Below are 22,032 nucleotides of genomic sequence, written 5' to 3' on the forward strand. Positions count from 1 at the left end.
GTCAGTCTGATTTTTGGATAGTAAAACTTGGATTATAAACAAAGGTGAGCCACAATGGCTCACCTTATTTATTGATCTTTTCACTTTTGCCGTTGATTAAATCAGCTTAATTGTAAACCCTACCAGATTTTGTTTTATCTACTTCTCAAAACGTCTCCTGTCTGCAACCAGGCTTCAAGAAAATCAGACCAGAAAAACTCTCTGGTGAATGAAAGCGTATTGTAGTCGTCTGCGTAGTCAGTCACTTTTTGAGCACTATTTGGCATGAAGATGCTCACAGGATTGTTGATATCACCGTAAACTGTTTTTTCAGCATATTCGTAAACTACAAGCTGTTCAAGAGCATCTTGAATTTGCTGTGCGTGATATTGAATATTTGAATCATTTATGTTCAATCCCATTAATTGAGCACAGTTGTTCAGATCAACAAGCAGTGGAACAGGATTGTTGTAAACATCATAATAGTACTGGATTAAAGACGGATAGAAACTGCTAATGGTGTTTCTTATGGTGTCATTCATTATTCCTACCAATGTTATTCCAAGACCATTTATACCAGAAATCACAGATTGAACTTTACTCATATCATACACTGCCAGGCTCAAACCAAGATCTTTCCAATAAGTGTTATGGTAGTAATCTTTGAAAGCATCCACTATTTTTTTGCCAACATCCAAAGTGCTGTCAGAAGTAGATATCTGTTTTAGAAAATTGTAGTCAAATCCATCGCCTGGAACTGTAAAACTGGAAGCTACAACATAATCAACCGCATCTTTGAGTTCGTACAGAACTTCGATCGAGCCCATCAAACATGCGTCCATACCAACAAGATTCACTTTGCGTCCCTGATCAGCCAGTTCTTTCAGCACCGCACTCAGTTCAACTGTAGAAATTGAATTTTTAGATGTTTCATCAAAACATATAGCCTTTGGTGAATAATTCTGCCCTTTTGTGCTTTGATAATCTCCTATCCACGCACTACCATGATCCCACAAAATCAAAGACCAAGGATCTCCATTTGCGTTAAAAGCTACTTGTAATATCATCTTTAAAAACTCAGGATCACCTGAATCAAAATCAGTCATGCCTGCAAACGGATTTGGTCCAAGATTGTTCAAAGACCAGAAATCTAAAGCATTCTGCCATTCTCCATATTCGTCCAGAACAAGCAATTTGTCTTTTCGGTTTTTTCCATCAAACATCACAACCAAAGCGGCATTTTCGTTGGTGTTTTTCATTTCTTCAAGATCTCTTAGAGCATAACTTTCCAGGTCGTTATCTGCACACATCCACACAAGAAAACGATGACTTTCAAGCTCGAGGGTCACGGTGAATTCTTTACTGACCTCTGGCTGATCATAAAGATATGCTTTGATTCGATAGGAACCATCTCCCATATACCCTCCAAACGCAACCTTGATACACCCATTTTCGTCAGTTACAAAAACATCATTCCAGGTAAGTTCATCGTACACCGGTTTCCATACATTCGGATTCGGATAATATGAGTAAACCATTTTGACTTTTACGCCAGATGCAGGAAATCCGTTTTCATCAACAACCTGAACATCGATGTAATTGAGCCTAAAAAGCGAATAAGTTTGATCTTCAGCTATGATCGTGTATCTGCTCTCTTGATTTGTTCCACCTTGATTCGACTTCACAACTGGAACGTACATTTCGTTGTATTCCACTTTCCAGTCCACACGTTCACCACTGTTGTACTCACCTTCAGTGAGCATTGGCAAAGCAAAATATCCTTTTGTGGTATCTGAGCTAAGTCCATAATCTCTAAGGCTGAAACCACCATCAGTACCCCAGGAATTTTTGATCACCCAGATTGGTCCTTGATAGCCAGATTCGGGATCTTGATAATTATCAACCCAGCCGACGATCAAAACCGCATGACCACCTCTTAAAGATGCAGACGGTGATTTTACGTAAACTTTTCCTTTTGTTCCAGACCAATAATTGCCAAAATCATCATAAACCATGAACGCTGCTGCGACTGCTCCGTACTCGATGATCGCACTTTTTATGGTGTTTATGTACTTTGTGTAATCATTGTAGACTGCTCTATGAGAGTAAAAATCATAAATACATACAGTCTTGTAAGGTCTCACAAGATTGTATTTCCAGTTTTCACTGGCTGCATTCCATTTTATCCATCCTTGTTCATCTGTTATGTATGGAAAATCTTCTTCTTCGGGTACGCCGCGCCTGATGATGTTGAACGTAGAGAAAAATAGATTACCACCTGTGTCCTTGTTTGATTCCTGCGCCGTGATTCTATATAGATTAGATTCATCATATTGTGAGAGATTGTAATACGCAACAAACTGCTCGGAAAGATCTGGATTGTAAGGGTTCAAAAAAGGATATCTATCAGCAATTTCACTTGGACCAAGCTGTGTTAAAAGAGCACTTTCTAAAGATCCGACTGTTGTAAACGCCCAGCATGTGCCATTTTCTCCCTGATATTTTGGATGAGTGTGTGGTGCCAGATAAGACGATGGCAGTGAAGCTGTCAATGGCTCTGTGAAAATTATTTGAGCGTCAGCTATCTGTTTGGAAGAAGCTGGCAATTTTGAATCTAAGGAGAACTTTATTGGATCTAATTCTCCTGATCTGATCTTTTCTATGTTTTCAAACCAGAACTTTAAAAACTCTTTTGGTAAAGGTTTATAGCCAAAATAAAATTCATCGGTTTTTTGTATATTATCATTATCTATTGGCTTTCTTATGCATCCTGTCAAAATGCTCAAAATACTCAAAGCAACTGCGATAAAAATCCACGCTTTTTTCATTTCAATCCCTCCCCTCATCTGGCTGCAGTGTGATACCAGTTTCTCTGGAACATGGGCCATGAGTTATTCGGATCCTGTATGGAAGAACTCAGAGCATTTATGACATAAAAATACCCAGCTTCGTCTGCAACAAAAAGCTTATCAAAATGCAGTAATGGACTACTTTCCACAAAGTTTTCCAGTTCAACATAGCTCATGATCTCTCCGTCTGGTGAAAGAGCAAGAATACGCGTTCCACAAGCAACATATATGATACCGTTATCGCCTATGACGCAGGTGGAAAGAATCGATCCAAGATCCGATTTATTCCAGATCAAATGTCCGTTTGAATCTAAAGCATGAAGTGTTCCAGACATATCGCCTATGTAGATGATCCCATCTTCAGAAATCACAGGGCTTCCGTAAGCCTGTCCGGAAAGTTCATAAGACCATTTTGTATTTCCACTCCATGGATCGATGCACCACAATTTTTCACCGGCTATGTAAAGGTTTCTGTTCGCATCCACGGCAAAACCGCCAAAGAAGGTGTCTGGAAATTGTTTTTGCCAAACGATATTACCTGATGAGGGATCTATGGCGTATATGTAACCATCACAGGTTGCCACAAAAATCATGTTGTAGACCAAAACAGGACTTGATCGAACTTCTTCATTGAGCGAACGAAGCACCGTAACCGAATAATTCGATCTATCCACTCTTATAACATTCCCAGAAAGATCTACAGCGTAGATGTAATTATCCTTTATCACCGGTGCAGCGTAAATGGAATAGTATGAAATTGGAATACCGTCTTGATAGTCTGGATAGATATATAAATAACCACGGTTGTCGGCAAGGTACACCTTGTTGTTCTGAGAGTCGACCACAGCAGAAGACCAGACAGGAGAAGCTTCAACAGTGGAAATAGAATTAGAACTATATGGCAGTGAAATCACCGCATATCCGCCCTGTGATCCAATGTAGATTCTTCCGTCAGGTCCCATGGCAGGAGAAGAATAGATTGGACCGGTTATACCGTTGATATCTATCTGGTATTTTTTAGATATGGTCATTGCTGAAGCTGTTGTGAAACTCCACACTTCACTCTGACTTGTTGCACCTTTTGTGTCCTTAGCCACTATTTTCCAGTAGTATGTGGTATTGTTGTTTAACAGGAAATCAAGGTGATAAGTTGTTGAATCGTGGTTCTGCTCTATAAGTGAAAGGTTGCTGCTGTTTGTTCCAAAGTAAATGTCGTACAACAATTCATCACCGTCTGGATCAGTGCACTGCCAGGACAATGTCACTTCTATGGGAATGTCTGTAGCATCATTGGGTGGATACACGTTGGTCGGTGTGCTTGGTGGTCTGTTAAACACGGCTTTTATATGCTTTGGCTCATTCACTGTTAATTGCAAAGTATAGCTGTTTCCAAAATTAACTCCATTCACTTCCCAGTGATCAAAAACATAGCCATTGTTTGCAGTTGCTGTGATCGTTATCTGACTCCCACAATTGTAGTAACCATCGTTGGCTGTTATCGTACCACCAGCCGTCGCTTCAAAAACTACTTTGTACTCAACCTTCATCTGCGCTGTGTATGTTGCATCATTTGTCACATTCACCTGCCGTGGATTTGCGGTGTCGTTATCATTCCATTTTTCAAAAGTGTACTTTGTATCATTTCCAGATACATATTCGCTCTTATCTACTTCTTGTGGAGATGTAACTTCTATAGTGTGAATGCCAGGTGTTAGCCGCAAACTCTTTGGTGATGCGTATTGTGTGTTGTCTATTTTTATACTCAGTCCTGTGTCCGGTACGGTCGTGACTGTAAGAGTCGGATTTAAATTTGTAAGACCGGGTGCACCACAGCCATTAACGATTAACAGTAAAACCACTACTGCCAGTAACCACAGAAAGTTTTTTTTCATGTCTTCACCCCCGTTTTTTTATATTATACGATCATTATACGATACAATATGTGTTCGCAAATTATTTTCAAGATTCATATTTCTCATGGTACTACCATCATCAGGATGTGTACAGGTGATCTGTGATGTAAATAACGCGAAAGTGGTTATAAAAAACAGTGCAGTTGATGCAAGAAAGATGTACGAAAAACACGTCACTGTGGCACATATTTGCATACAACCAGGTAAAATTCTTGAAAAACACGCCTCGGGTACAGATGCATTGATGTATGTTCTTGAAGGGACAGCAAAGGTCACAGTGGGTGATAAAACAATATTTGTATCAAAAGACCAGCTTGTGGAATTTCCAAAAAATGTAATGCACGAAATTGAAAATACCGGTGAAAGTATTTTAAGAATACAGCTGTTCAAATATCCTTCATGAGTCACAATCGATAAGAGCGGTCTAACCGCTCTTATTTGGTTTTGTATAACCTGTCTCCAGCATCGCCAAGTCCCGGCAGGATGTAACCGTGTTCGTTCAACTGCCTGTCCAGACTCGCAGTGTAGATCGGTACATCAGGACAGTGAATTTCAAATTGCTTAACGCCTTCTGGAGCGGCTATGAGCGATACGAAAATGATGTTTTTCGCACCTCTCTGCTTTAATATCTTCAAAGCCATAGTAAGTTAGTGCAACAACATATTTTATTCTCGAAAAACTTATAATTTTTCCGGAAAAATTTCTTCACATTCGAAACAACAGTTGAAAAGTGTTCTGATCTTTTGTTTTCACTTTGAAACTTCTTGGAACCAAATTTGACATTGGTGCTACTTCGGTTTTACAATTCAGTTAGTTAGCTTATAATAACTAAGTGGGGTGTTTCCTTGCTTACTGGATTGGAAAGTCAGATTCTGAGAATTATTTCAGAGAATGATGGCATATCACGACAGCAAATCGCTCAAAAACTCAAAATAAGTAAACCTATAGTCAGTAGTGTAGTGTCCGAGCTAATCAACAAAAAATTGGTAGTTGAATCCGGAACTGTGATGATCCAAAGCGGCAGGCCGCGTGTCAAACTGAGCTTTGTGAGAGATTCCTGGTACTGTGTTGGGCTAGAAATAGACGAGAATTTTCTTGAGATAGTGATTTCAGACCTTCTGGGAAACATTCTGGACTCTCTGGAAGAAAATATATCAGTTCGCACGGATTTTGGTGAAATTGTGGAATTTTCTTGCAAAAAGATCCACGAAATACTTTCGAAAAATTCTATCTCTTTGAATAAACTGCTCGGTGTCGGAATAGGAATCGCCGGAATGGTTGATCCAAAAACAGGCAAGGTAAGGACGGCCCCTGCTTTCGAAGTCAAGGATCTGGATGTTGCATCTATGTTTTCACAGAAGCTCAACACCTCAACTTTTGTTATGAACAGAGTTAAAGCAGTGGCTTTCACTGAGTACAGGATAGGAGTCGCAAAAGGACTTGAAAGTGCTGTTTTCATATTCTTCGACAGCGGGCTGGGTGCAGCTCTACTGCTTGATGGAAGAATTCACACGGGTTATTTTGGTAAAGCTGGAGAGTTAGGATGGATGGTTACGGACTTTTCAGATTCAGATCAGGAAATCATCCAAAAAATGAACTTTGGTCACCTTGCCAGAAAAATCTCTGGACATCTTCTCAATGAGATTTCGAAAAAATCAAAGACGAACATCGAAGAGATCTTCACACAGAAACAAGGACTGCTGGAAGAGTTTTTAGAAAAAGGCTTGAAACATCTTGCTGCCGCAGTAGCAAACATGCTACTCGTATTCGATCCACAGGCAATCATTTTCAAGGGACGGCTCGGGCAGAGGTATTTTGATCGAATCATGGAGACGGTCCTTCCAGAACTGAGAAAGCTTCTTCCAGAACAGTTCTACGAAAACCTGGACATTCGGAAAGGAAAGGTGGAAAAATTCGATGTCGCACTTGGAGCGGCTTTCATGGTTCGTCAGAAAGTGATGAATATGTAAAACAACGAGAGGAGGTGTTTGTATGAAGAAGGTTGCTGGTTTGTTAGTACTGCTGATTGCCTCAGCACTATTTGCAGACACAGTTCTTATGTGGTTCACTGATGGTCCAGATTTTGACATCATCACATCGCAGACTGAGAAATTCACAAAGCAAACGGGTGAAAAAGTTGTCATATTGAACCTGCCATACTATCTTGAGTACAAACCGAAACTCGCTGCGATGGCAAAGGCCGGTTCTCCTCCAGACATTGCCAGAGAAACAGACCTACTGCCGTGGGTGGATTACGCGATCGATCTGAAACCATTTGTCGAGAAGTACACGGCAATGAAGTTCGAAGAATGGCTTGAGAATGTCTCGTTCTACAAAGCCGGTTTTAAAAAGCTCTACGAAAAGTACGGTAAGGTTGTGGGCATCCCATACACATCCGACGCACATGCGATCTTTTACAACAAAGAGATTTTCAAAAAGGCTGGCATAGAACCTCCAAAGGACAGACCATGGACCATTGACGAATGGTATGCAGCAATGAAGAAGATCAAACAGAGTGGTGCTGCAAAGTATGCTCTCGTTTACGATTTCAGCCCATACAGATTTTCGAACCTACTCTATGTTTTTGGTGGAGGCATCTGGGATAGAGAAGGTAAAAACATCATAGTTGATTCTCCAGAGTCCATAGAAGCATTGAGCTTTTTTGTGAAGTTGCATGATGAGGATCTGATACCCAAAGCCGTGTGGCTCACGGGTGACGCACCGGCCAAATATTTCCAGAACGGCCTTGCAGCCATGTATGTATCCGGTACCTGGATGCTCGCACAGCTTAGAGAGCAGCTCAAATTCGACTGGGGTGCCATCATGTGGCCTTACAAACGTGAACGCGCGGTGATGACCGGTGGAAAATACATAGTACCCTTCACGGAAAAAGGTGCACAGCTTGCTTTCTTCCTCACCAACGAAGAAAATCTCGCACAGTTCGCCAGAGAACTCTATCTCATACCTGACAGAAAAGACTTGGCTGACAAAGTCAAGATAGAAGATCCTTTGATCAATGAAGTCTACGCCATTGTCATGAAAGATCTTGCTGAATCAAGCCGCGGCAGTATGGTTCCAGACTGGTACGATCCCGACACCGCAGGTATCGTTCAAGCAAACAGAACGGTAATAAACGATTACATAAAGGCGGCAATAGCGCACGAAAAAACACCGGAACAAGCTCTCAAGGAACTTGCCAACATATTAAGAAAGGCCGCAGGTAAATGATTTGAGGGAAAAGCTTAGTCCAGACGGTCACACAGACCGTCTGGATTTTCAAAAGGAGTAGAGTAACTTGAAAAGACAGTATTACGCCTGGTTGTTTTTGCTTCCAAATCTTTTGATTTTTACTGTGTTTGTAATGATTCCAGCTCTGAGTAGCTTTTATTTCGCGTTTACAGATTATGATATGCTGAGATTCTCTGGCAAATTCGTTGGTCTGTCAAATTTCTATCAAATGTTTTCTATTGAAAGTGACTTTGGAAAAGTATTGCTGAGAACTATAATTTACTCGGCATTTGTGGTACCAATCGCTTTTTTTCTTTCTCTGCTGTTGGCTGTGATCACCAGTTCTGACCTGATCAAAGGTAAAGCTTTTCTCAGGGCTCTGTTTTACTGGCCATGGTTGCTCTCGCCGTCCATCATAGGCATCTCGTGGAAATGGTTCTTGGACTACGACGCCGGACTCATCAACGTGTTGCTCGCGAAAATCGGAGCAAATCCTGTTCCTTGGTTGCTCGATCGAAAGCTGGCTTTTTTCAATGTTGTGCTCGTAACGGTTTGGAACGTAGCAGGTTATTTCATGGTCATGTTCAACTCTGCACTGACTGCCATTCCCACGGAGATATACGAGGCGGCAGCCTTGGATGGTGCAAACCGCTGGGTGAGGTTCTGGAAGATAATATTCCCACTGCTGAAACCCACGGCAGTTCTGGTCATTGTGCTCAGTACGATTATGGTGATGAGGAGCTTTGAGATCATATACGTCTTCACCGCGGGTGGACCCGGAACCGCCACAACAGTCCTGGCGCAAAAGATCTACTACACTGCTTTTCTTGAACGTAAACTGGGAATGGCATCAGCCATGTCGGTGATTCTGTTCACAGTTTTAATAGTCCTGTCTTTAATGCAGTTCAAAATTTTGGAGGAAGAACAATAATGAAGAAAAAAATCGGTATGCTGCTTTTGAATCTGGGGGTCTACATTCTATCGATCATCTATGTTTCACCAATCCTCTGGACAGTGTTTTCGAGTTTCAAAGATGAGGCAGACCTTTTTTCCTGGCCTCCACGTTTGATATCAAAACTCACGCTGATCAATTTTGAAAAAGCCTTGAAAACAACACAGTTTGTGCTGTTTTTCAGAAACTCTTTTCTTGTCTCCTTATCGGCAACTGCTATAACAGTTGTCATAAGTGTCATGGGAGGGTACGCGCTGGCAAAATACCAGTTCAGGCTCAAAAACGCGATCTCGACTTTCATACTCTCGATGCTCATGATTCCGCTCCAGGTCATAATGGTCCCTATATATTTGGTTCTGTCCAGACTCGGCATGATAAACACCTTCTGGGGGCTTGTAATCCCACCCGCGGCAACTCCCACGGGTATCTTTCTGGCACAGAAATACATTCTATCTGCCATACCTGACTCGGTAATTGAGAGTGCCAGGATCGATGGAGCAAGCGAGTTCACTATATTCTGGAGAATAGTTCTTCCACTCGCTCAACCACTCGTTGCTGCTCTGGCAGTGCTTTCTTTCACTTGGCGGTGGAACGATTTTCTCTGGCCGCTTATAGTCATTGGAACACCAAAGCTTTATACATTGCAGCTTGCGCTTGGAATGTACGCCGGTGAACACATAGTCCAGTGGGGACCTTTACTTGCTATGACGGTGCTTTCAATGATTCCGGTTTTGATAGTCTTCATAGCTCTGCAAAAATACTTTGTCAAGGGTATCACCACAGGTGCAATCAAGTGAGGGGAAAAGTATGTATTACAACTTTATAAAAGAACATATAGCTTACGAGTACAAATTGCCAGATATGTATGTTTTGTCAAATCTTGAGTTAACTCTCCAATTAAAGAACGGGCAACCATACAAACTTCTTTCGTCCAAAAGTGGCTTTCTTCTGAGCTTTCTGAGCACAAATCTTCCAGAACCGGAGAAAGCCCATTTCTGGCCAGACGGGTGTGAATTTACTTCAAAACAAATCTGCTGGAGATTTTTGACATCTGCTCACATTCGTTCCATCCTCTGGCATATGAATGGTATCGAACGACTTATCATGCACTTTAGAGTACCGCTGGAAAAACAGTTCAAAGTCCCGTTCTCTGGTATTTTCAATTTTGCTCAGCCCATGGAAATAACCACCCAGGATTCCAAAATAGATTTTTCCAACCTCATATCAATTGAAGTACTTTCAGGGAAAATAGCAGAGTTTCAGATGGAGAATGATAGAAATTTTCAATTGAAAATTTCATGTGATGAACAGAAGAACATAAAGATCAGATTCTCAACTCGGTACGAGCTTGTGGACGAAGAAAAAGAAAATTTCGTCTACAACGAATTTTTGAAAAAATCATTTTCAAAGGTCCAGGACGATCTTATCAGAAGTCTTGCTGTGTTTGCACTTCATACAGCCATGAGCAGCTGGAAAGATCTTGGCTTAAGGTATGCTTTAGCCGCGGGTGTGAACTACTCTTTCCCCCCAAGAACTTATTTCAGAGACTCTTTCTGGACCTGTCTTTCACTTCTGGATGTTGAGCCGAGACTCGTGAGAGAACAGATCCTTGTTCTGTCCGAGTCGGTGCACGATGATGGCTGTCCAAGCGCTGTGATGTTTTTGAACGACGAAGAAAAAGTACTTTTAAGAGAACTTGTACAAAAGGATCAGAAAATAAGGGAAAACACCAGGTACGAAAACGACTGGTGGAGCGATCATCACGATTCGGGTTTTCTTTATGTTCTCTTGCTTTCGAAATACCTTCAAAGCACTGGCGATCTTTCCATACTGAACCAGAAGGTGAACGGTGACACGGTTTTGGGAAAAGCCGCAAAGGTGCTGCGCAACGCCGATAAGTTTGTTCAGAATGGACTTTACAGAAAACCCTTCGATTGCAAGGACTGGACGGACAACGTGTTCAGAAACGGCTTCGTCACATACGACGCCGCACTGCACACGGCAGCGCTTAGGGAGGCTTCGAAGCTGTTCAAAATGGTAAAAAGAAAAGAATCAGAATTGTTTGAAGAAAGATACCTGCTGTCTAAAAAGAAACTGAACGAACTTTTGTTCGATAAGAAAAAAGGTTATTTTGTGGATTTTGTGGGAACTTATGTGGAAGATCATCTGAACATCGACACGATCGTCGCTATTCTCTTCGATGTGGCTGATGAAAAAAACGTGGTTTCAACCCTGAAAAATATGCAGCAACTGCTCGAGACACAGAACAACCGCCTTCAACCTTATGGCGACTGGGGTGTCATGAGCGTCTGGCCACACTATAAAAAAAGAACACACCTCTTTGGCAAGAGTGCTTTCCCGTACAGATACCACAACGGTAGCTGCTGGCCATATTTGAGCTGTGCATACGCTGAAGCAAAACACAGATTCGGCTTGGATCCTACTTATCCGCTTCTGAGCTGGTGGAGATACTCTCTGGAGAAAGGCTGGGTGAATCCGGTGGAGTATTACTCGCCTCCTTACGGGAGAGGTTCGCTTCAGCAAGCATGGAGTAGTTATGCCGCAGTCGTGGTGAAGCAGATCTGGCAATAAAAAAAGGAGGTAGAAGTGATGGTAGAAAAGTGGAACCATTTTCCTGTCTACATGTGGGCAGGACCTGGAACTATCAGGATAAACAGGGTGAAATTTCCCAACACACCGATCGATGAAGGAACCCACATGGAGGGTGGGTTGAAAGAGGGCGCAGAGAAGCTCAGACAAATGGGTTACAACTGGGCGTACTGCACGTACAACTGGGGTTTCCCACCGGAGATCGAGCGAGAAGACCACGAGTACTTCAAAAGAACTGTTCGTGAGTATCATGAGGCTGGTCTGAAAGTCTTCGGGTACGTTCAGTTCTCCAACGCGGTCTTCGATGGCTCGTACGTGACAAAGAGATGGTATGCCATGGATCAATTCGGAAATAAGATCAACTACTACTCTGGAAGGTACCTCGTTTGTCCGACCGACGAGGAATGGAAATCTCACCTTGCTGAGATTGTCAGAGGAATAGTGGAGAGCGGTGCGGACGGGGTCTTTTTCGACAACATGTTCGGCTCATGGTTCGGCTTCAGGCCGTGTCACTGCGACAGATGTCAGAAATCTTTCAAAGAATTCGCACAATCAATAAACGTCGATGTGAAAAGAATACCCGAATACCTCTCAGAGAATGAAGAATCGAGAATGTATCTGATCTGGAGAAAAAAGATCCTCTGGGACACCGTGGAGAGTCTTTCGAAGCTGGCAAAATCGATGAATCCGAACCTGTTGATCTCCTCGAACTCGTTCGAAGCCGGAATAAGCAGGTTATCTATCATGACAGGGATAGATCTGAGGGAAGCTTTCAGAGTTCAGGACGTGGTGATGATCGAGAACCACCAGCTTCCCAGAAGGTTCAACAATGTTCAAATCTTCAACACCATGACCTACAGAATCGCTCACGCACACAGTTCAGGAAAACCCGTCACGTCCATACCATACATGTTCGGCATAGGTGCCGACGGCGTCTACTCGGCAAGGACCTACCTCCAAGCGATGGCGGAAGCCTACGCGAACGACTCGGTTCTGGTGCTCAAGGGTACTGAGTACTTCCATAACGGTCGCTGGACGCTTTTGACGGCTGACGAGTTCGAATACGTGCAAAGAGAAATCGCCCGCTACCACGAGTGGTTCAAAGGCGAAAATGGCGTCTGGAAGGACTGCTATGGAAAGAGAGCAACAAAGATTGCAATCTTCCATCCTTACGATTCTCTGACCTTCCACTGGGATAGAACGTACCTTCCTTTTTTCGCTGCCCAGCACGAGCTCATCAAAAACGGCATAGATTACAAAGTGGTCTGGAACGATTTCAAAGATGTCGAAGTCCTGCTCGTGCCACCTATTTTCGAAGAAAGCGAGATAAAAATGATCTCGCGATTCGAAGGTAAAAAGATTTTCCTCGGCCGTTCACCTTTCGGCGATGGAGAAATCCTGTGGAAGGGCGAATACGAAAAGTATGCATCAAAGGTTAAACCGGAAGAACTACTCAAACTCGAACAGACACTGTCACTGCTGAACTTCTGGACCTACTTCAACGACCCGGTCTGGAGAAAGAGGATGGAGAGTGCGAACTTTTTGTTCTTCAACTATTTGAACCACTGCTACAACTTCGAACATCCATTCGACGGAGAAGAATTGATTGATTCAGTCAGAAATTACCAGCCATGGTCTGTTCAGGCAAATGGGTTTACCATTGTGAGCAGTTTCCAATACCAGAACACTTTGAAAATACATGTGGTAAATCTGGAAGAAAAAGAAGTGAAAGTCGATCTGATTCTTCCAAAAAATTGGTACATTAAACAGATTAAAAATTATGATCACGAAAAAACATTTGTCCACAGAATCTACATTGTTGAAATGTGAGGTCACAATCTCACTGCAAACTTTGTATGCCTTGTCAAATGCGATTAAGAAAACCTTTTACCTATATAGAAGGATGTTTCAAATAGAGGGGAAGGCTTTCCCCTCGTTTGTTATGTTTTTATTCACTTCAAATTCAAGTTTGTATTGAACTTTCATCTGTGCTGTGTATGTCGCATCATTTGTCACATTCACCTGCCGTGGATTTTCGGTGTTGTTATCATTCCATTTTTCAAAAGTGTACTTTGTATCATTTCCAGATACATGTACGCTCTTGTCTGTTTCTTGTGGAGATGTAACTTTTATAGTATGATTCCCAGGCATTAGTTGCAAACTCTTTGGTGATGTGTACTCTGTGTTGTCTATTTTTACAATCAGTCCTGTGTCCGGTACGGTCGTCACTGTGAGAGTGTGTTTGCAAATTATTTTCAAGATTCATATTTTTCGTGGTACTATCATCAGGAATTGTATAGGTGATCTACGATGTAAATAACGCGAAAGTGGTTATAAAAAACAGTGCAGTTGATGCAAGAAAGATGTACGAAAAACACGTCACTGTGGCACATATTTGCATACAACCAGGTAAAATTCTTGAAAAACACGCCTCGGGTACAGATGCATTGATGTATGTTCTTGAAGGGACAGCAAAGGTCACAGTGGGTGATAAAACAATATTTGTATCAAAAGACCAGCTTGTGGAATTTCCAAAAAATGTAATGCACGAAATTGAAAATACCGGTGAAAGTATTTTAAGAATACAGCTGTTCAAATATCCTTCATGAGTCACAATCGATAAGAGCGGTCTAACCGCTCTTATTTGGTTTTGTATAACCTGTCTCCAGCATCGCCAAGTCCCGGCAGGATGTAACCGTGTTCGTTCAACTGCCTGTCCAGACTCGCAGTGTAGATCGGTACATCAGGACAGTGAATTTCAAATTGCTTAACGCCTTCTGGAGCGGCTATGAGCGATACGAAAATGATGTTTTTCGCACCTCTCTGCTTTAATATCTTCACCGCATGGATGCCTGAAAAACCTGTCGCAAGCATCGGATCAAGTACAAAAACCGCAGTTGATCCACTCACATCCGGGAGTTTGCAGTAGTACTCAACAGGTCTTAAAGTCTGAGGGTCTCTGTAAACGCCAATGTGACCAACAGAAGCATTTGGTAGCAGCTCCAGAATGCTGTCAACCATCCCAAGTCCAGCACGGAGTATGGGTACAACCACAACCTTTTTGTCCTCGATAGCATACCCTGTGGTTTTTTCAAGCGGGGTTTCGATCTGGTATTGCGTGGTTTCAATGTTTCTCGTTGCTTCATAGGCAAGAAGGAAGGTTATCTCTCTCAAAAGTTCGCGGAATTCCTTTGGTCCGGTGGCTTTGTTTCTCATTATGGTCAGTTTGTGTTTGATTAGAGGATGATCAACAACATGAAGATTTTTCACACCGATACCTCCCGAAAAATTAAAATAAAAGGGGAGTTGAATTATCTCCCCTGTACTGGTCCAAATTCTTTCAATGGCCATATTCTTAATATGGGCCTTCCTATCAAATGATCTTTTGGTACAAACCCAAAATATCTGCTGTCAAAGCTGTCTTTTGTATTATCACCCATGAAAAAATAAAAACCCTCAGGTATTTCCACTTCCACACCATCGTTTGTCTTGCGTATGTATTTGGACAAATCGATGCCTTTGTAGATCTCATCGTAAGTTTTGTCAAACGGCACACCCAGGGGAACTGGGTACATACCACCCACCACAGAAAAGACCAGATTTGCCAGATAAGAATTCTGCCGAGCCAGGTTTTGCAGATAAAGTTTGTATTCATTTGGTTTATCCCTCAGTCGACTTGCCTCTATGAAAAGATTTATAAGCTGAGGATATTCAAAGATTCCCTCAGGTGAGTACACTCTTTTTTCAAAACCCTCAGGGATTTTGCCGTTGACAAAAAGGTGGTAATTTCCATCATCGGCTTGTTTTATCTGCACCACATCGCCGCCCTTTGCAACAAGTCTTTTCACATATTTGACATGTCCTTTGAATCGAGCAGGGGCAAAGAGGTCCATGAATTTGTCGAACAATCGAAGCATGGTTTGAGCGCGTTCATCTATGAAAGGAGACCAGAAAACGACTATATCACCGATTTCTGGCTCTCTTGCTGTATAAGTTATTTTTTCTATGAACAGTCTGTCGTTTATGTTTATGGTGGGTATCATCGAACCGGTAGGAACAAGCATTGTTTCAAAAACAAACAGCCTTATTATGGTGGCTGCAACAATAGCATAGAGCAGGGCTTTACCCCACTCTATTGCCTCTTTTTTCAGGCTTCTTTTTGGAGGCATTTTATTCCTTTGTCTCCTTTTCCTTGCGTTCCTTGAGTTTCAGCTTACCTTTGACATCTCTTATGTAATACAGTTTTGCACGTTTCGATACAGCTTTTCTGACTACTTCGACCTTTTCAACAACCGGTGCGTGATATGGAAAAGTCCTTTCCACTCCAATACCACCGCTTGCAATCTTTCTAACGGTGAAGGTCTTGCCAAGACCAGATCCTCTTATACTTATAACTATTCCTTCAAAGACCTGTATTCTTTCCTTGCCTCCTTCAACAACCTTTACGTGGACTTTCACTGTATCTCCTGGTCTAAATTCTGGGAGCTGTCTGTACTGATCTTTTTCAATTATCCTGACAAGATTGTCCATGCTCATGACTGTCCCTCCTTTTCTCCTATAAGCCTGTCGATGATTATGGCAGCAGCCGCTCTAACTGATAAATGATTGTAATCAGAACCAGCTCTGATCGGCTCAAGGGCGTAATCGCAGATCTGCAGTATCTCACTTGCCAGACCCCAGCTGGTACCGAACAATATCAAAACAGGTTTTTCGGTGGTCCTGATCAACTCCTTTGCCTGTTCATAACTCAAAGAATTCTGCCTTTTCCTGGCAGACGTGAAAAATTTCAAAGGCTCCATACCGGTTTCTTTTTTTATTGATTCAATCACGTCTTCAAGGTATGATTTTATCTCAACAAGTTCAAGCGCCTGCGTTCTGCTGAAGTTCCTTTCCCTGCCGTAACTATCGACCCAGTATCTCAGCACTGTTTTAACGACTTCCTGCTGTGCACGAAGGTTTGTCACTATGTAGTACTTCTTCAAATTGTATGTTCTGGCAGTCCTCGCTATGTCGTGCACATCAAGGTTTGTAACAGCACTTGAAACGATTTTACCATCTTTTCCCAGTACGGGATAATGTACAAGTGCAACTCGAACGTCACTTAACATTACCTATCAGCTCCCTCAAGAGCCAGATCAGGGCTTTCTTTTCCTGCTCGGAAAAATCCCTTTTAACAAAAAGATCCGGTCTGCGCAGTGCAGTTCTCTTCAAGCTTTCGGCAGTTCTGTACAACTCTATCTTTTCATGATCACCGCTTAAAAGAATTTCTGGAACTTTAATACCAGCAAACTCTGCCGGTCGTGTATAGTGTGGATAATCAAGCAGTTCATTGTAAAAGGAATCCTTTCTGACAGATTCCCTTTCAACCACACCCGGCACGAACCTGCTAACAGCATCGCAGATGACCATTGCGGCAAGTTCACCACCGCTCAGAACATAGTCTCCTATGGATATCTCAGCATCGACGACTTTCACAACTCTTTCATCAACACCTTCGTATCTGCCGCAAAAGATCAAAAGATTTTCTTTCTGCGACAGTTCTTCTGCCAGCTTGTTGTCGAATCTGACTCCCTGTGGTGAAGTGAGAACTGTGAAAGGTCTGCCGTATTTCTCGGTGCAGTATTTATGGATGTTGAAAAACGGTTCGGGCTTCATGACCATCCCTGGTCCTCCACCGTAGGGATAATCGTCCACAACTCTGTGTTTGTCGTTTGTAAAATCTCTGAAATTGAGAACTTCTATTTGCAGTATCTCATTTTTCACAGCCTGCCCTATTACACCGTATTCTCTGATTACACCGACCAGTTCTGGAAAGATCGTTGCTATTATGATTCTCATCAAATCCACTCCGGAATTTTCACGACCAGCCGTTTTTGTCTGTGAACTTCCAGTATATAATCACGTACCATTGGTAATAAGATCTCTTCATCTTTGTTTTTCACGATCAAAACTTCATTTGAACCTGTTGAAATGATATCGCAGACCTTTCCAAGAAAATTACCTTCTTGATCCAGCACATCCACACCGAGAATTTCATAGTAATAGTATTCATCAGGTGATTTGAGCTCTGGCAGATCTTCGACTCTCATGACTACATCCATTCCAACGATCTTTTTTGCCTTTTCTTCATTATCAACGCCGAAAAACTTCACCAAGAATGCTTTGCCAGCTTTTTTGATCTCTTCTACCTGAACTTTGTAAATTTCATCGCGGGCTTCGTCGTGTATGAAGATCTCTTTGAAATTATCAAAGACCTCAAGCACATTCGTCGTTGGCTGAACCTTGACACTCCCGAACAGTCCATGGGTTTTTGTGATCTTTCCGACAGTAACGTAACCTTTCACCTTATCACCCTTAAGGTGAAATTTTCGTTGTCCAGCAGTGCTGTAAGCAAGACTTTCAAAGATTTGATCGTTCTTCCGTCTTTTCCAATGACCTGTCCGACATCTTCTTCGTTCACGACAATCTCGATCACTTTGCTGTCATTTTCGTTGAACTCAACTACCACAACATCCTCAGGGTGTTTCACAATGCCTTTGAGAATGTACTCAACTAACTCCTTCATCACTTTTCTCCTTTTTGCCGTATTTGATCTGGTGAACCTTTGCAAGAACTCCTGCTTTGCTCAGGATGTTGGAAACTGTCTCGCTCGGCTGTGCGCCTTTCAAGATCCACTCAACGGCTTTTTCGACATTCACATCGATTTGAACTGGTTCTCTGAGTGGGTTGTAATAACCGATCGATTCAATATAAGCACCGTCGCGCTTTTTTCTTGAATCAACTACCACGATCCTGTAAAAAGGCATGTGTCTTTTTCCCATTCGTGTGAGTCTTATCCTTACCACCTTTACACCTCCTGTCATATTTTAAAGGGAAGTTTCAGCTTCCCGTGTTTCATTCTTTTCATGAGCTCTTTCATCTCTTCATAAGATTTGAGCAATTTGTTCACATCCTGCACAGTCGTGCCACTTCCATCCGCAATTCTCTTTTTCCTGCTGGCATTGAGAATTCTTGGGTTTCTTCTTTCTTCTGGTGTCATGGAATTTATAATCGCCTCGATGCGCTTGAGCTGCTGTTCGCTTGCCTGCAGATCAACTTTTGGTGCACCGGGTAACATCTCTATGAGTGAAGAAAGAGGTCCGAGTTTTTTCATCTCTCTGAGCTGTTCCTGAAAATCTTCAAGTGTAAATTCAGCCTGAAGCATCTTTTTGCCTATGGTTTCCATCTTTTCTCTGTCCAGTTCTTTTTCTGCCTTTTCAATAAGCGTGAGCACATCTCCCATGCCAAGTATCCTTGCCGCGATCCTGTCAGGATAAAATGGTTCAAACGCATCTATTTTTTCTCCAACACCAATGAACTTCACAGGCTTTCCCGTAACGTGGCTTATTGAAAGAATCACACCACCGCGGGCATCACCGTCCATCTTTGTAACAATAAAACCGGTCAGATCAAGCCTTTTGTCAAATTCCGCGGCTGAATTGACCGCATCCTGTCCAACCATCGCATCGACTACCATCAAAATCTCATCGGGATTGGATATCTGCTTGATCTGTTCCAGTTCATTCATCATCTGCTCATCTATGTGGAGTCTGCCAGCAGTATCAAGAATGACCGCGCTGTATTGTGAATTTTTTGCGTTCTGTAGAGCTTCTTTCACTATCTTCACAGGATCTTTCCTGTCACCAACAAAAACATCTATTTGAATCGATTTTCCGAGTTTTTCCAGTTGATCTATCGCCGCCGGTCTGTAAACATCTGCAGCTACGAGCAGAACATTTCGCCCGGTTCTTTTCAGATGAAAGGCAAGCTTCGCGGCAGTTGTAGTTTTCCCGCTTCCCTGAAGGCCAACGAGCATGATCAGCGAAGGATGATGTTTCAGATTCAGCGGTGCCGAAGACCTGCCCATGAGATTTATCAATTCATCGCGGACTATTTTGATGAACTGCTGGTCTGGAGTGAAACTCTTTAAAACCTCTTCTCCGATTGCCTTTTGCTTAACCGAGTCTATGAATTCTTTCACAACCTTGAAATTCACATCAGCTTCGAGCAGAGACAGTTTAACCTGTCTCACCGCTTCATTTATGTTTTTTTCTGTAATTCTTCCCTGTCCGGTCAAAGACTTGAAGATCTTTGACAGTTTCTCCTGAAGATTTTCAAACACACCGAACACCTCTTTTGAATGGTAAATCAGAACAAAAGAAAAATCAATATCAAGCCAGCAACAACTTGCCCACTTTTATATTACAATCAAATTTCGATAAATAGGTGTGTTATCTAAAACCACATATATATGTAATACAAAATCAAAAATGATCCGCAAATCATTTTTTGCAAGGTGTATTTTTTAAAAATAAAGTGTATAATACAAGTCAACAAGGGGGGATAAAGGTGTACAGGAAAATTTTTATTTTTCTGGTTCTGATGGTATCTCTCGCAATCTTTGCCGCCCAGTTTTCAAGAAACATAGAAGAAAAAATCACCATACTCAAAGATGGATCGGCAGAGATAGTGAGAACCGAGTACATACCTTCTTCAGATTTTTCAAAGGTCTACATCACGTATTTTGAGAATCTGAAAAAATCCTCCGATGTGTTTACCAATTACCTTGACGAAATATCCAAAGAGTATTACTTTCTCTATGGAACGACACCTTCTTTTGATCCAGGAAACGTCAAATTTGAAGAAAACTCAAATGGCTTTACTCTAACCGTAATAATGAAAATTCCCGGCATTGTGAAAAGAGATGGAAAGACGCTAATTCTTTCCCGCAAGAATTTTTCCAATGAAAAACTACTATCAAAGTATTTCGAAGAACAAATCGACGGAAAAATTTTCGAATCATTATTTCTTAAATCCGAGAAAAACTACCTCATCACAAGTAGAAAGACCACGATAGTACTGCCCGAAGGTTCGGAAATCGAAGGCTTCAAACCAGTTTATGCGAAAAATTTTGATGAAAACTGGTTTGTCGATTTGGGCGGTGGGACAACCTACAGTGCGCAGTTGCACAAAACACAGGAAGGTATCGTGATAGAAGAAAAAATAAAAACCAGCGCATCTGCTCCAAAAAACTTACTTGATAAGGAAAAAAGCACAGAAACCCTGAACAGTCTGAGAGATTACACGGCATTTCTGCTGATCTTCACCAACGACAAGATGCCAGAAAAACTGTCCCAACCGATCGATCATAAGATCAAAAACGACTTCTCTGGTTCGTGGTCTTTCACAGTTTCATCAGGTGAATTATTTTCCTACACTTTCACCTATGGCACCATAAGCGTCACTCCACAGATCACCGTCACTCTGACTTTCACAGCATCTTTGCTGTGGGAACATGAATGGGTCAGGACCGGCTGGTTCAGCTGGAGTTATAGGTTCAAAAAATTTGAAACCACACTCACCTTTTCACCTTCTCTGACACCATCTATCAGTGTTCAGTCTTCTGGCTCGATATCAAAAGAATGGTCAAAGAATTTGTTTTCAAAAGGCAAAACGGTCACTTTTTATGTTTCATGCGTACCTGTGATACTTTATCTTGAGGCAAAACTCGACGCCGAGGCAGAAGCGTCGGTGAGTGCTTCCATAGGCTTCACCACATCGGCAACTCTGGGTGTGAGCACTTCACTAACCATGAAATACCAGAATGGATGGAGTGCATCCCCTTCCTACAGCTGCAACTATTCTGGTGTTAACTTCACAGCAAGTGCGAAAGCCAATGCGAACGCAGAAGGAAGGTTGCCTTTCACCCTGACTGCCTATGTTTATTACGTAGCCGGTCCGTATGTGACATTAACACCATGGATAAGAGGCGAGGCAAATGCATCTCTCGGCAGTGCCAACCAGGTTGGTTACAGCGTGACGGGTGGTATAAAAGCCGAAGGCGGTGTGGCGATGGCAGGCTGGTTGAAAGACCTCTGTGGTGACATACCTTCTTTCAGTTATCAGTTTTTCGACTGGAATCGCACATTTGCAAGTGGTACAAAAACATTTTAATCTGGCTTTGATTTGAAACAAAAAGGGCTCTCTTGAAAAAGAGAGCCCTGATTTTTTGATGCTGTTTTTTACTTTATTTCCACTTTGATTCGTCGAGTTCTTTTTCAGACTTGCTCACTATTATTGTTCCAACAAGGTCTCCTGTGACGTTGACCATGGTTCTACCCATATCAAGAATGGCATCTATACCCAGTATCATGGCATAAGCCATGGCTGCGGGACTACCTTCTGTCAATTTTATTCCTATGGAGTCCAGGACCATTAAAAGCATTATGGCACCAGCTCCGGGCACTCCGGCTGTTCCTATCGATGCCAGAACGGCAGTTAAAATAACCAGAATCTGCTGAGATATGCCCAGGTGCAGTCCTATGGCATTTGCAACAAACAGTGCACAGACTCCCTGGTAAATTGCGGTCCCATCCATGTTGATGGTGGCACCGAGCGGAAGCGTGAAGGAGTATATCCCCACGGGCAGACCCATTTCTTCCTGTGCAACCCTCATGGTGAC

General features: G+C 42.3%; 22 protein-coding genes and 1 pseudogene. 9 read left to right on the forward strand and 14 right to left on the reverse strand.

Annotated elements, in window-relative coordinates; all coding sequences use genetic code 11:
* Window positions 1-134 precede the first annotated feature (134 nt).
* Together AC4E92_RS09120 and AC4E92_RS09125 are read right to left on the reverse strand one after the other, a co-directional pair.
* Window positions 135-2,807, reverse strand: coding sequence for a clostripain-related cysteine peptidase (locus tag AC4E92_RS09120; protein WP_490240283.1), 2,673 nt, complete (start codon window positions 2,805-2,807; stop codon window positions 135-137).
* A gap of 14 nt (window positions 2,808-2,821) precedes the next feature.
* Window positions 2,822-4,720, reverse strand: coding sequence for an outer membrane protein assembly factor BamB family protein (locus AC4E92_RS09125; protein WP_490240284.1), 1,899 nt, complete (start codon window positions 4,718-4,720; stop codon window positions 2,822-2,824).
* A 115-nt stretch (window positions 4,721-4,835) separates the two neighbouring features.
* Here AC4E92_RS09125 and AC4E92_RS09130 point away from each other — a divergent pair, with 115 nt between their 5' ends.
* A complete protein-coding gene (locus AC4E92_RS09130; RefSeq protein ID WP_490240285.1) occupies window positions 4,836-5,144 on the forward strand; it encodes a cupin domain-containing protein in 309 nt (102 codons plus the stop codon).
* Between the two features lie 31 nt (window positions 5,145-5,175).
* Here AC4E92_RS09130 and AC4E92_RS09135 read toward each other — a convergent pair.
* Window positions 5,176-5,379: pseudogene (locus tag AC4E92_RS09135) on the reverse strand (uracil phosphoribosyltransferase); the annotation flags it as partial.
* A gap of 207 nt (window positions 5,380-5,586) precedes the next feature.
* Here AC4E92_RS09135 and AC4E92_RS09140 point away from each other — a divergent pair.
* The 6 genes from AC4E92_RS09140 (at window position 5,587) to AC4E92_RS09165 (ending at window position 13,361) form a co-directional block, all read left to right on the forward strand.
* Entirely contained in the window at window positions 5,587-6,711 is a 1,125-nt protein-coding gene (locus tag AC4E92_RS09140; RefSeq protein WP_490240286.1) for an ROK family transcriptional regulator, read from the forward strand.
* A 22-nt stretch (window positions 6,712-6,733) separates the two neighbouring features.
* Window positions 6,734-7,969, forward strand: coding sequence for an ABC transporter substrate-binding protein (locus tag AC4E92_RS09145; RefSeq protein WP_490240287.1), 1,236 nt, complete (start codon window positions 6,734-6,736; stop codon window positions 7,967-7,969).
* A gap of 67 nt (window positions 7,970-8,036) precedes the next feature.
* Complete coding sequence (locus AC4E92_RS09150; RefSeq protein WP_490240288.1) at window positions 8,037-8,900, forward strand: carbohydrate ABC transporter permease; 864 nt, start codon at window positions 8,037-8,039, stop codon at window positions 8,898-8,900.
* On the forward strand, window positions 8,900-9,718 hold the full coding sequence (locus AC4E92_RS09155) for a carbohydrate ABC transporter permease (RefSeq protein ID WP_490240289.1): 819 nt from the start codon (window positions 8,900-8,902) through the stop codon (window positions 9,716-9,718). Before AC4E92_RS09150 ends, AC4E92_RS09155 begins: the two co-directional genes overlap by 1 nt.
* Window positions 9,719-9,728: 10 nt before the next feature.
* Window positions 9,729-11,513, forward strand: coding sequence for an amylo-alpha-1,6-glucosidase (locus AC4E92_RS09160; RefSeq protein ID WP_490240290.1), 1,785 nt, complete (start codon window positions 9,729-9,731; stop codon window positions 11,511-11,513).
* 18 nt (window positions 11,514-11,531) lie between these two features.
* A complete protein-coding gene (locus tag AC4E92_RS09165) occupies window positions 11,532-13,361 on the forward strand; it encodes a hypothetical protein (protein WP_490240291.1) in 1,830 nt (609 codons plus the stop codon).
* A 78-nt stretch (window positions 13,362-13,439) separates the two neighbouring features.
* On the opposite strand, the gene AC4E92_RS09170 is transcribed toward AC4E92_RS09165, so the two are convergent.
* Window positions 13,440-13,682, reverse strand: a complete 243-nt coding sequence (locus tag AC4E92_RS09170; protein ID WP_490240292.1) for a hypothetical protein — start codon at window positions 13,680-13,682, stop codon at window positions 13,440-13,442.
* A gap of 149 nt (window positions 13,683-13,831) precedes the next feature.
* Here AC4E92_RS09170 and AC4E92_RS09175 point away from each other — a divergent pair, with 149 nt between their 5' ends.
* Window positions 13,832-14,140, forward strand: a complete 309-nt coding sequence (locus AC4E92_RS09175) for a cupin domain-containing protein (protein ID WP_490240293.1) — start codon at window positions 13,832-13,834, stop codon at window positions 14,138-14,140.
* A 31-nt stretch (window positions 14,141-14,171) separates the two neighbouring features.
* Here AC4E92_RS09175 and upp read toward each other — a convergent pair whose 3' ends face one another.
* Genes upp through ffh form a run of 9 tightly spaced genes read right to left on the reverse strand, consistent with a single transcriptional unit; the run spans window position 14,172 to window position 19,692 of the window.
* Window positions 14,172-14,801, reverse strand: a complete 630-nt coding sequence (upp, locus tag AC4E92_RS09180) for a uracil phosphoribosyltransferase (RefSeq protein WP_490240294.1) — start codon at window positions 14,799-14,801, stop codon at window positions 14,172-14,174.
* A gap of 41 nt (window positions 14,802-14,842) precedes the next feature.
* Window positions 14,843-15,700 (reverse strand): signal peptidase I, encoded by an 858-nt coding sequence (lepB, locus tag AC4E92_RS09185; protein ID WP_490240295.1) that lies wholly within the window; start codon window positions 15,698-15,700, stop codon window positions 14,843-14,845.
* A 1-nt stretch (window position 15,701) separates the two neighbouring features.
* Entirely contained in the window at window positions 15,702-16,067 is a 366-nt protein-coding gene (rplS, locus tag AC4E92_RS09190) for a 50S ribosomal protein L19 (protein ID WP_490240296.1), read from the reverse strand.
* A complete protein-coding gene (locus tag AC4E92_RS09195; RefSeq protein ID WP_490240297.1) occupies window positions 16,064-16,639 on the reverse strand; it encodes an RNA methyltransferase in 576 nt (191 codons plus the stop codon). Before AC4E92_RS09195 ends, rplS begins: the two co-directional genes overlap by 4 nt.
* Window positions 16,629-17,369 (reverse strand): tRNA (guanosine(37)-N1)-methyltransferase TrmD, encoded by a 741-nt coding sequence (gene trmD / locus AC4E92_RS09200; protein ID WP_490240298.1) that lies wholly within the window; start codon window positions 17,367-17,369, stop codon window positions 16,629-16,631. Before trmD ends, AC4E92_RS09195 begins: the two co-directional genes overlap by 11 nt.
* Window positions 17,369-17,875, reverse strand: a complete 507-nt coding sequence (rimM, locus tag AC4E92_RS09205; protein WP_490240299.1) for a ribosome maturation factor RimM — start codon at window positions 17,873-17,875, stop codon at window positions 17,369-17,371. The genes trmD and rimM overlap by 1 nt, the downstream gene beginning before the upstream one ends.
* Window positions 17,872-18,096 carry a KH domain-containing protein gene (locus tag AC4E92_RS09210; protein ID WP_490240300.1) on the reverse strand — a complete coding sequence of 75 codons (225 nt, stop codon included), beginning with the start codon at window positions 18,094-18,096 and terminating at the stop codon, window positions 17,872-17,874. Before AC4E92_RS09210 ends, rimM begins: the two co-directional genes overlap by 4 nt.
* Window positions 18,080-18,376 carry a 30S ribosomal protein S16 gene (gene rpsP, locus AC4E92_RS09215; protein WP_490240301.1) on the reverse strand — a complete coding sequence of 99 codons (297 nt, stop codon included), beginning with the start codon at window positions 18,374-18,376 and terminating at the stop codon, window positions 18,080-18,082. Before rpsP ends, AC4E92_RS09210 begins: the two co-directional genes overlap by 17 nt.
* 14 nt (window positions 18,377-18,390) lie before the next feature.
* Window positions 18,391-19,692: a signal recognition particle protein gene (ffh, locus tag AC4E92_RS09220; RefSeq protein ID WP_490240302.1), complete on the reverse strand. Its 1,302-nt coding sequence runs from the start codon at window positions 19,690-19,692 to the stop codon at window positions 18,391-18,393.
* 227 nt (window positions 19,693-19,919) lie between these two features.
* Here ffh and AC4E92_RS09225 point away from each other — a divergent pair, with 227 nt between their 5' ends.
* Complete coding sequence (locus AC4E92_RS09225) at window positions 19,920-21,524, forward strand: hypothetical protein (protein ID WP_490240303.1); 1,605 nt, start codon at window positions 19,920-19,922, stop codon at window positions 21,522-21,524.
* A 73-nt stretch (window positions 21,525-21,597) separates the two neighbouring features.
* On the opposite strand, the gene AC4E92_RS09230 is transcribed toward AC4E92_RS09225, so the two are convergent.
* The coding region (locus tag AC4E92_RS09230) for a dicarboxylate/amino acid:cation symporter (RefSeq protein WP_490240304.1) at window positions 21,598-22,032 on the reverse strand (435 nt) is incomplete at its 5' end.

The organism is Pseudothermotoga sp. (assembly GCF_031962025.1).
In the GTDB taxonomy this organism is placed as follows: domain Bacteria; phylum Thermotogota; class Thermotogae; order Thermotogales; family DSM-5069; genus Pseudothermotoga_B.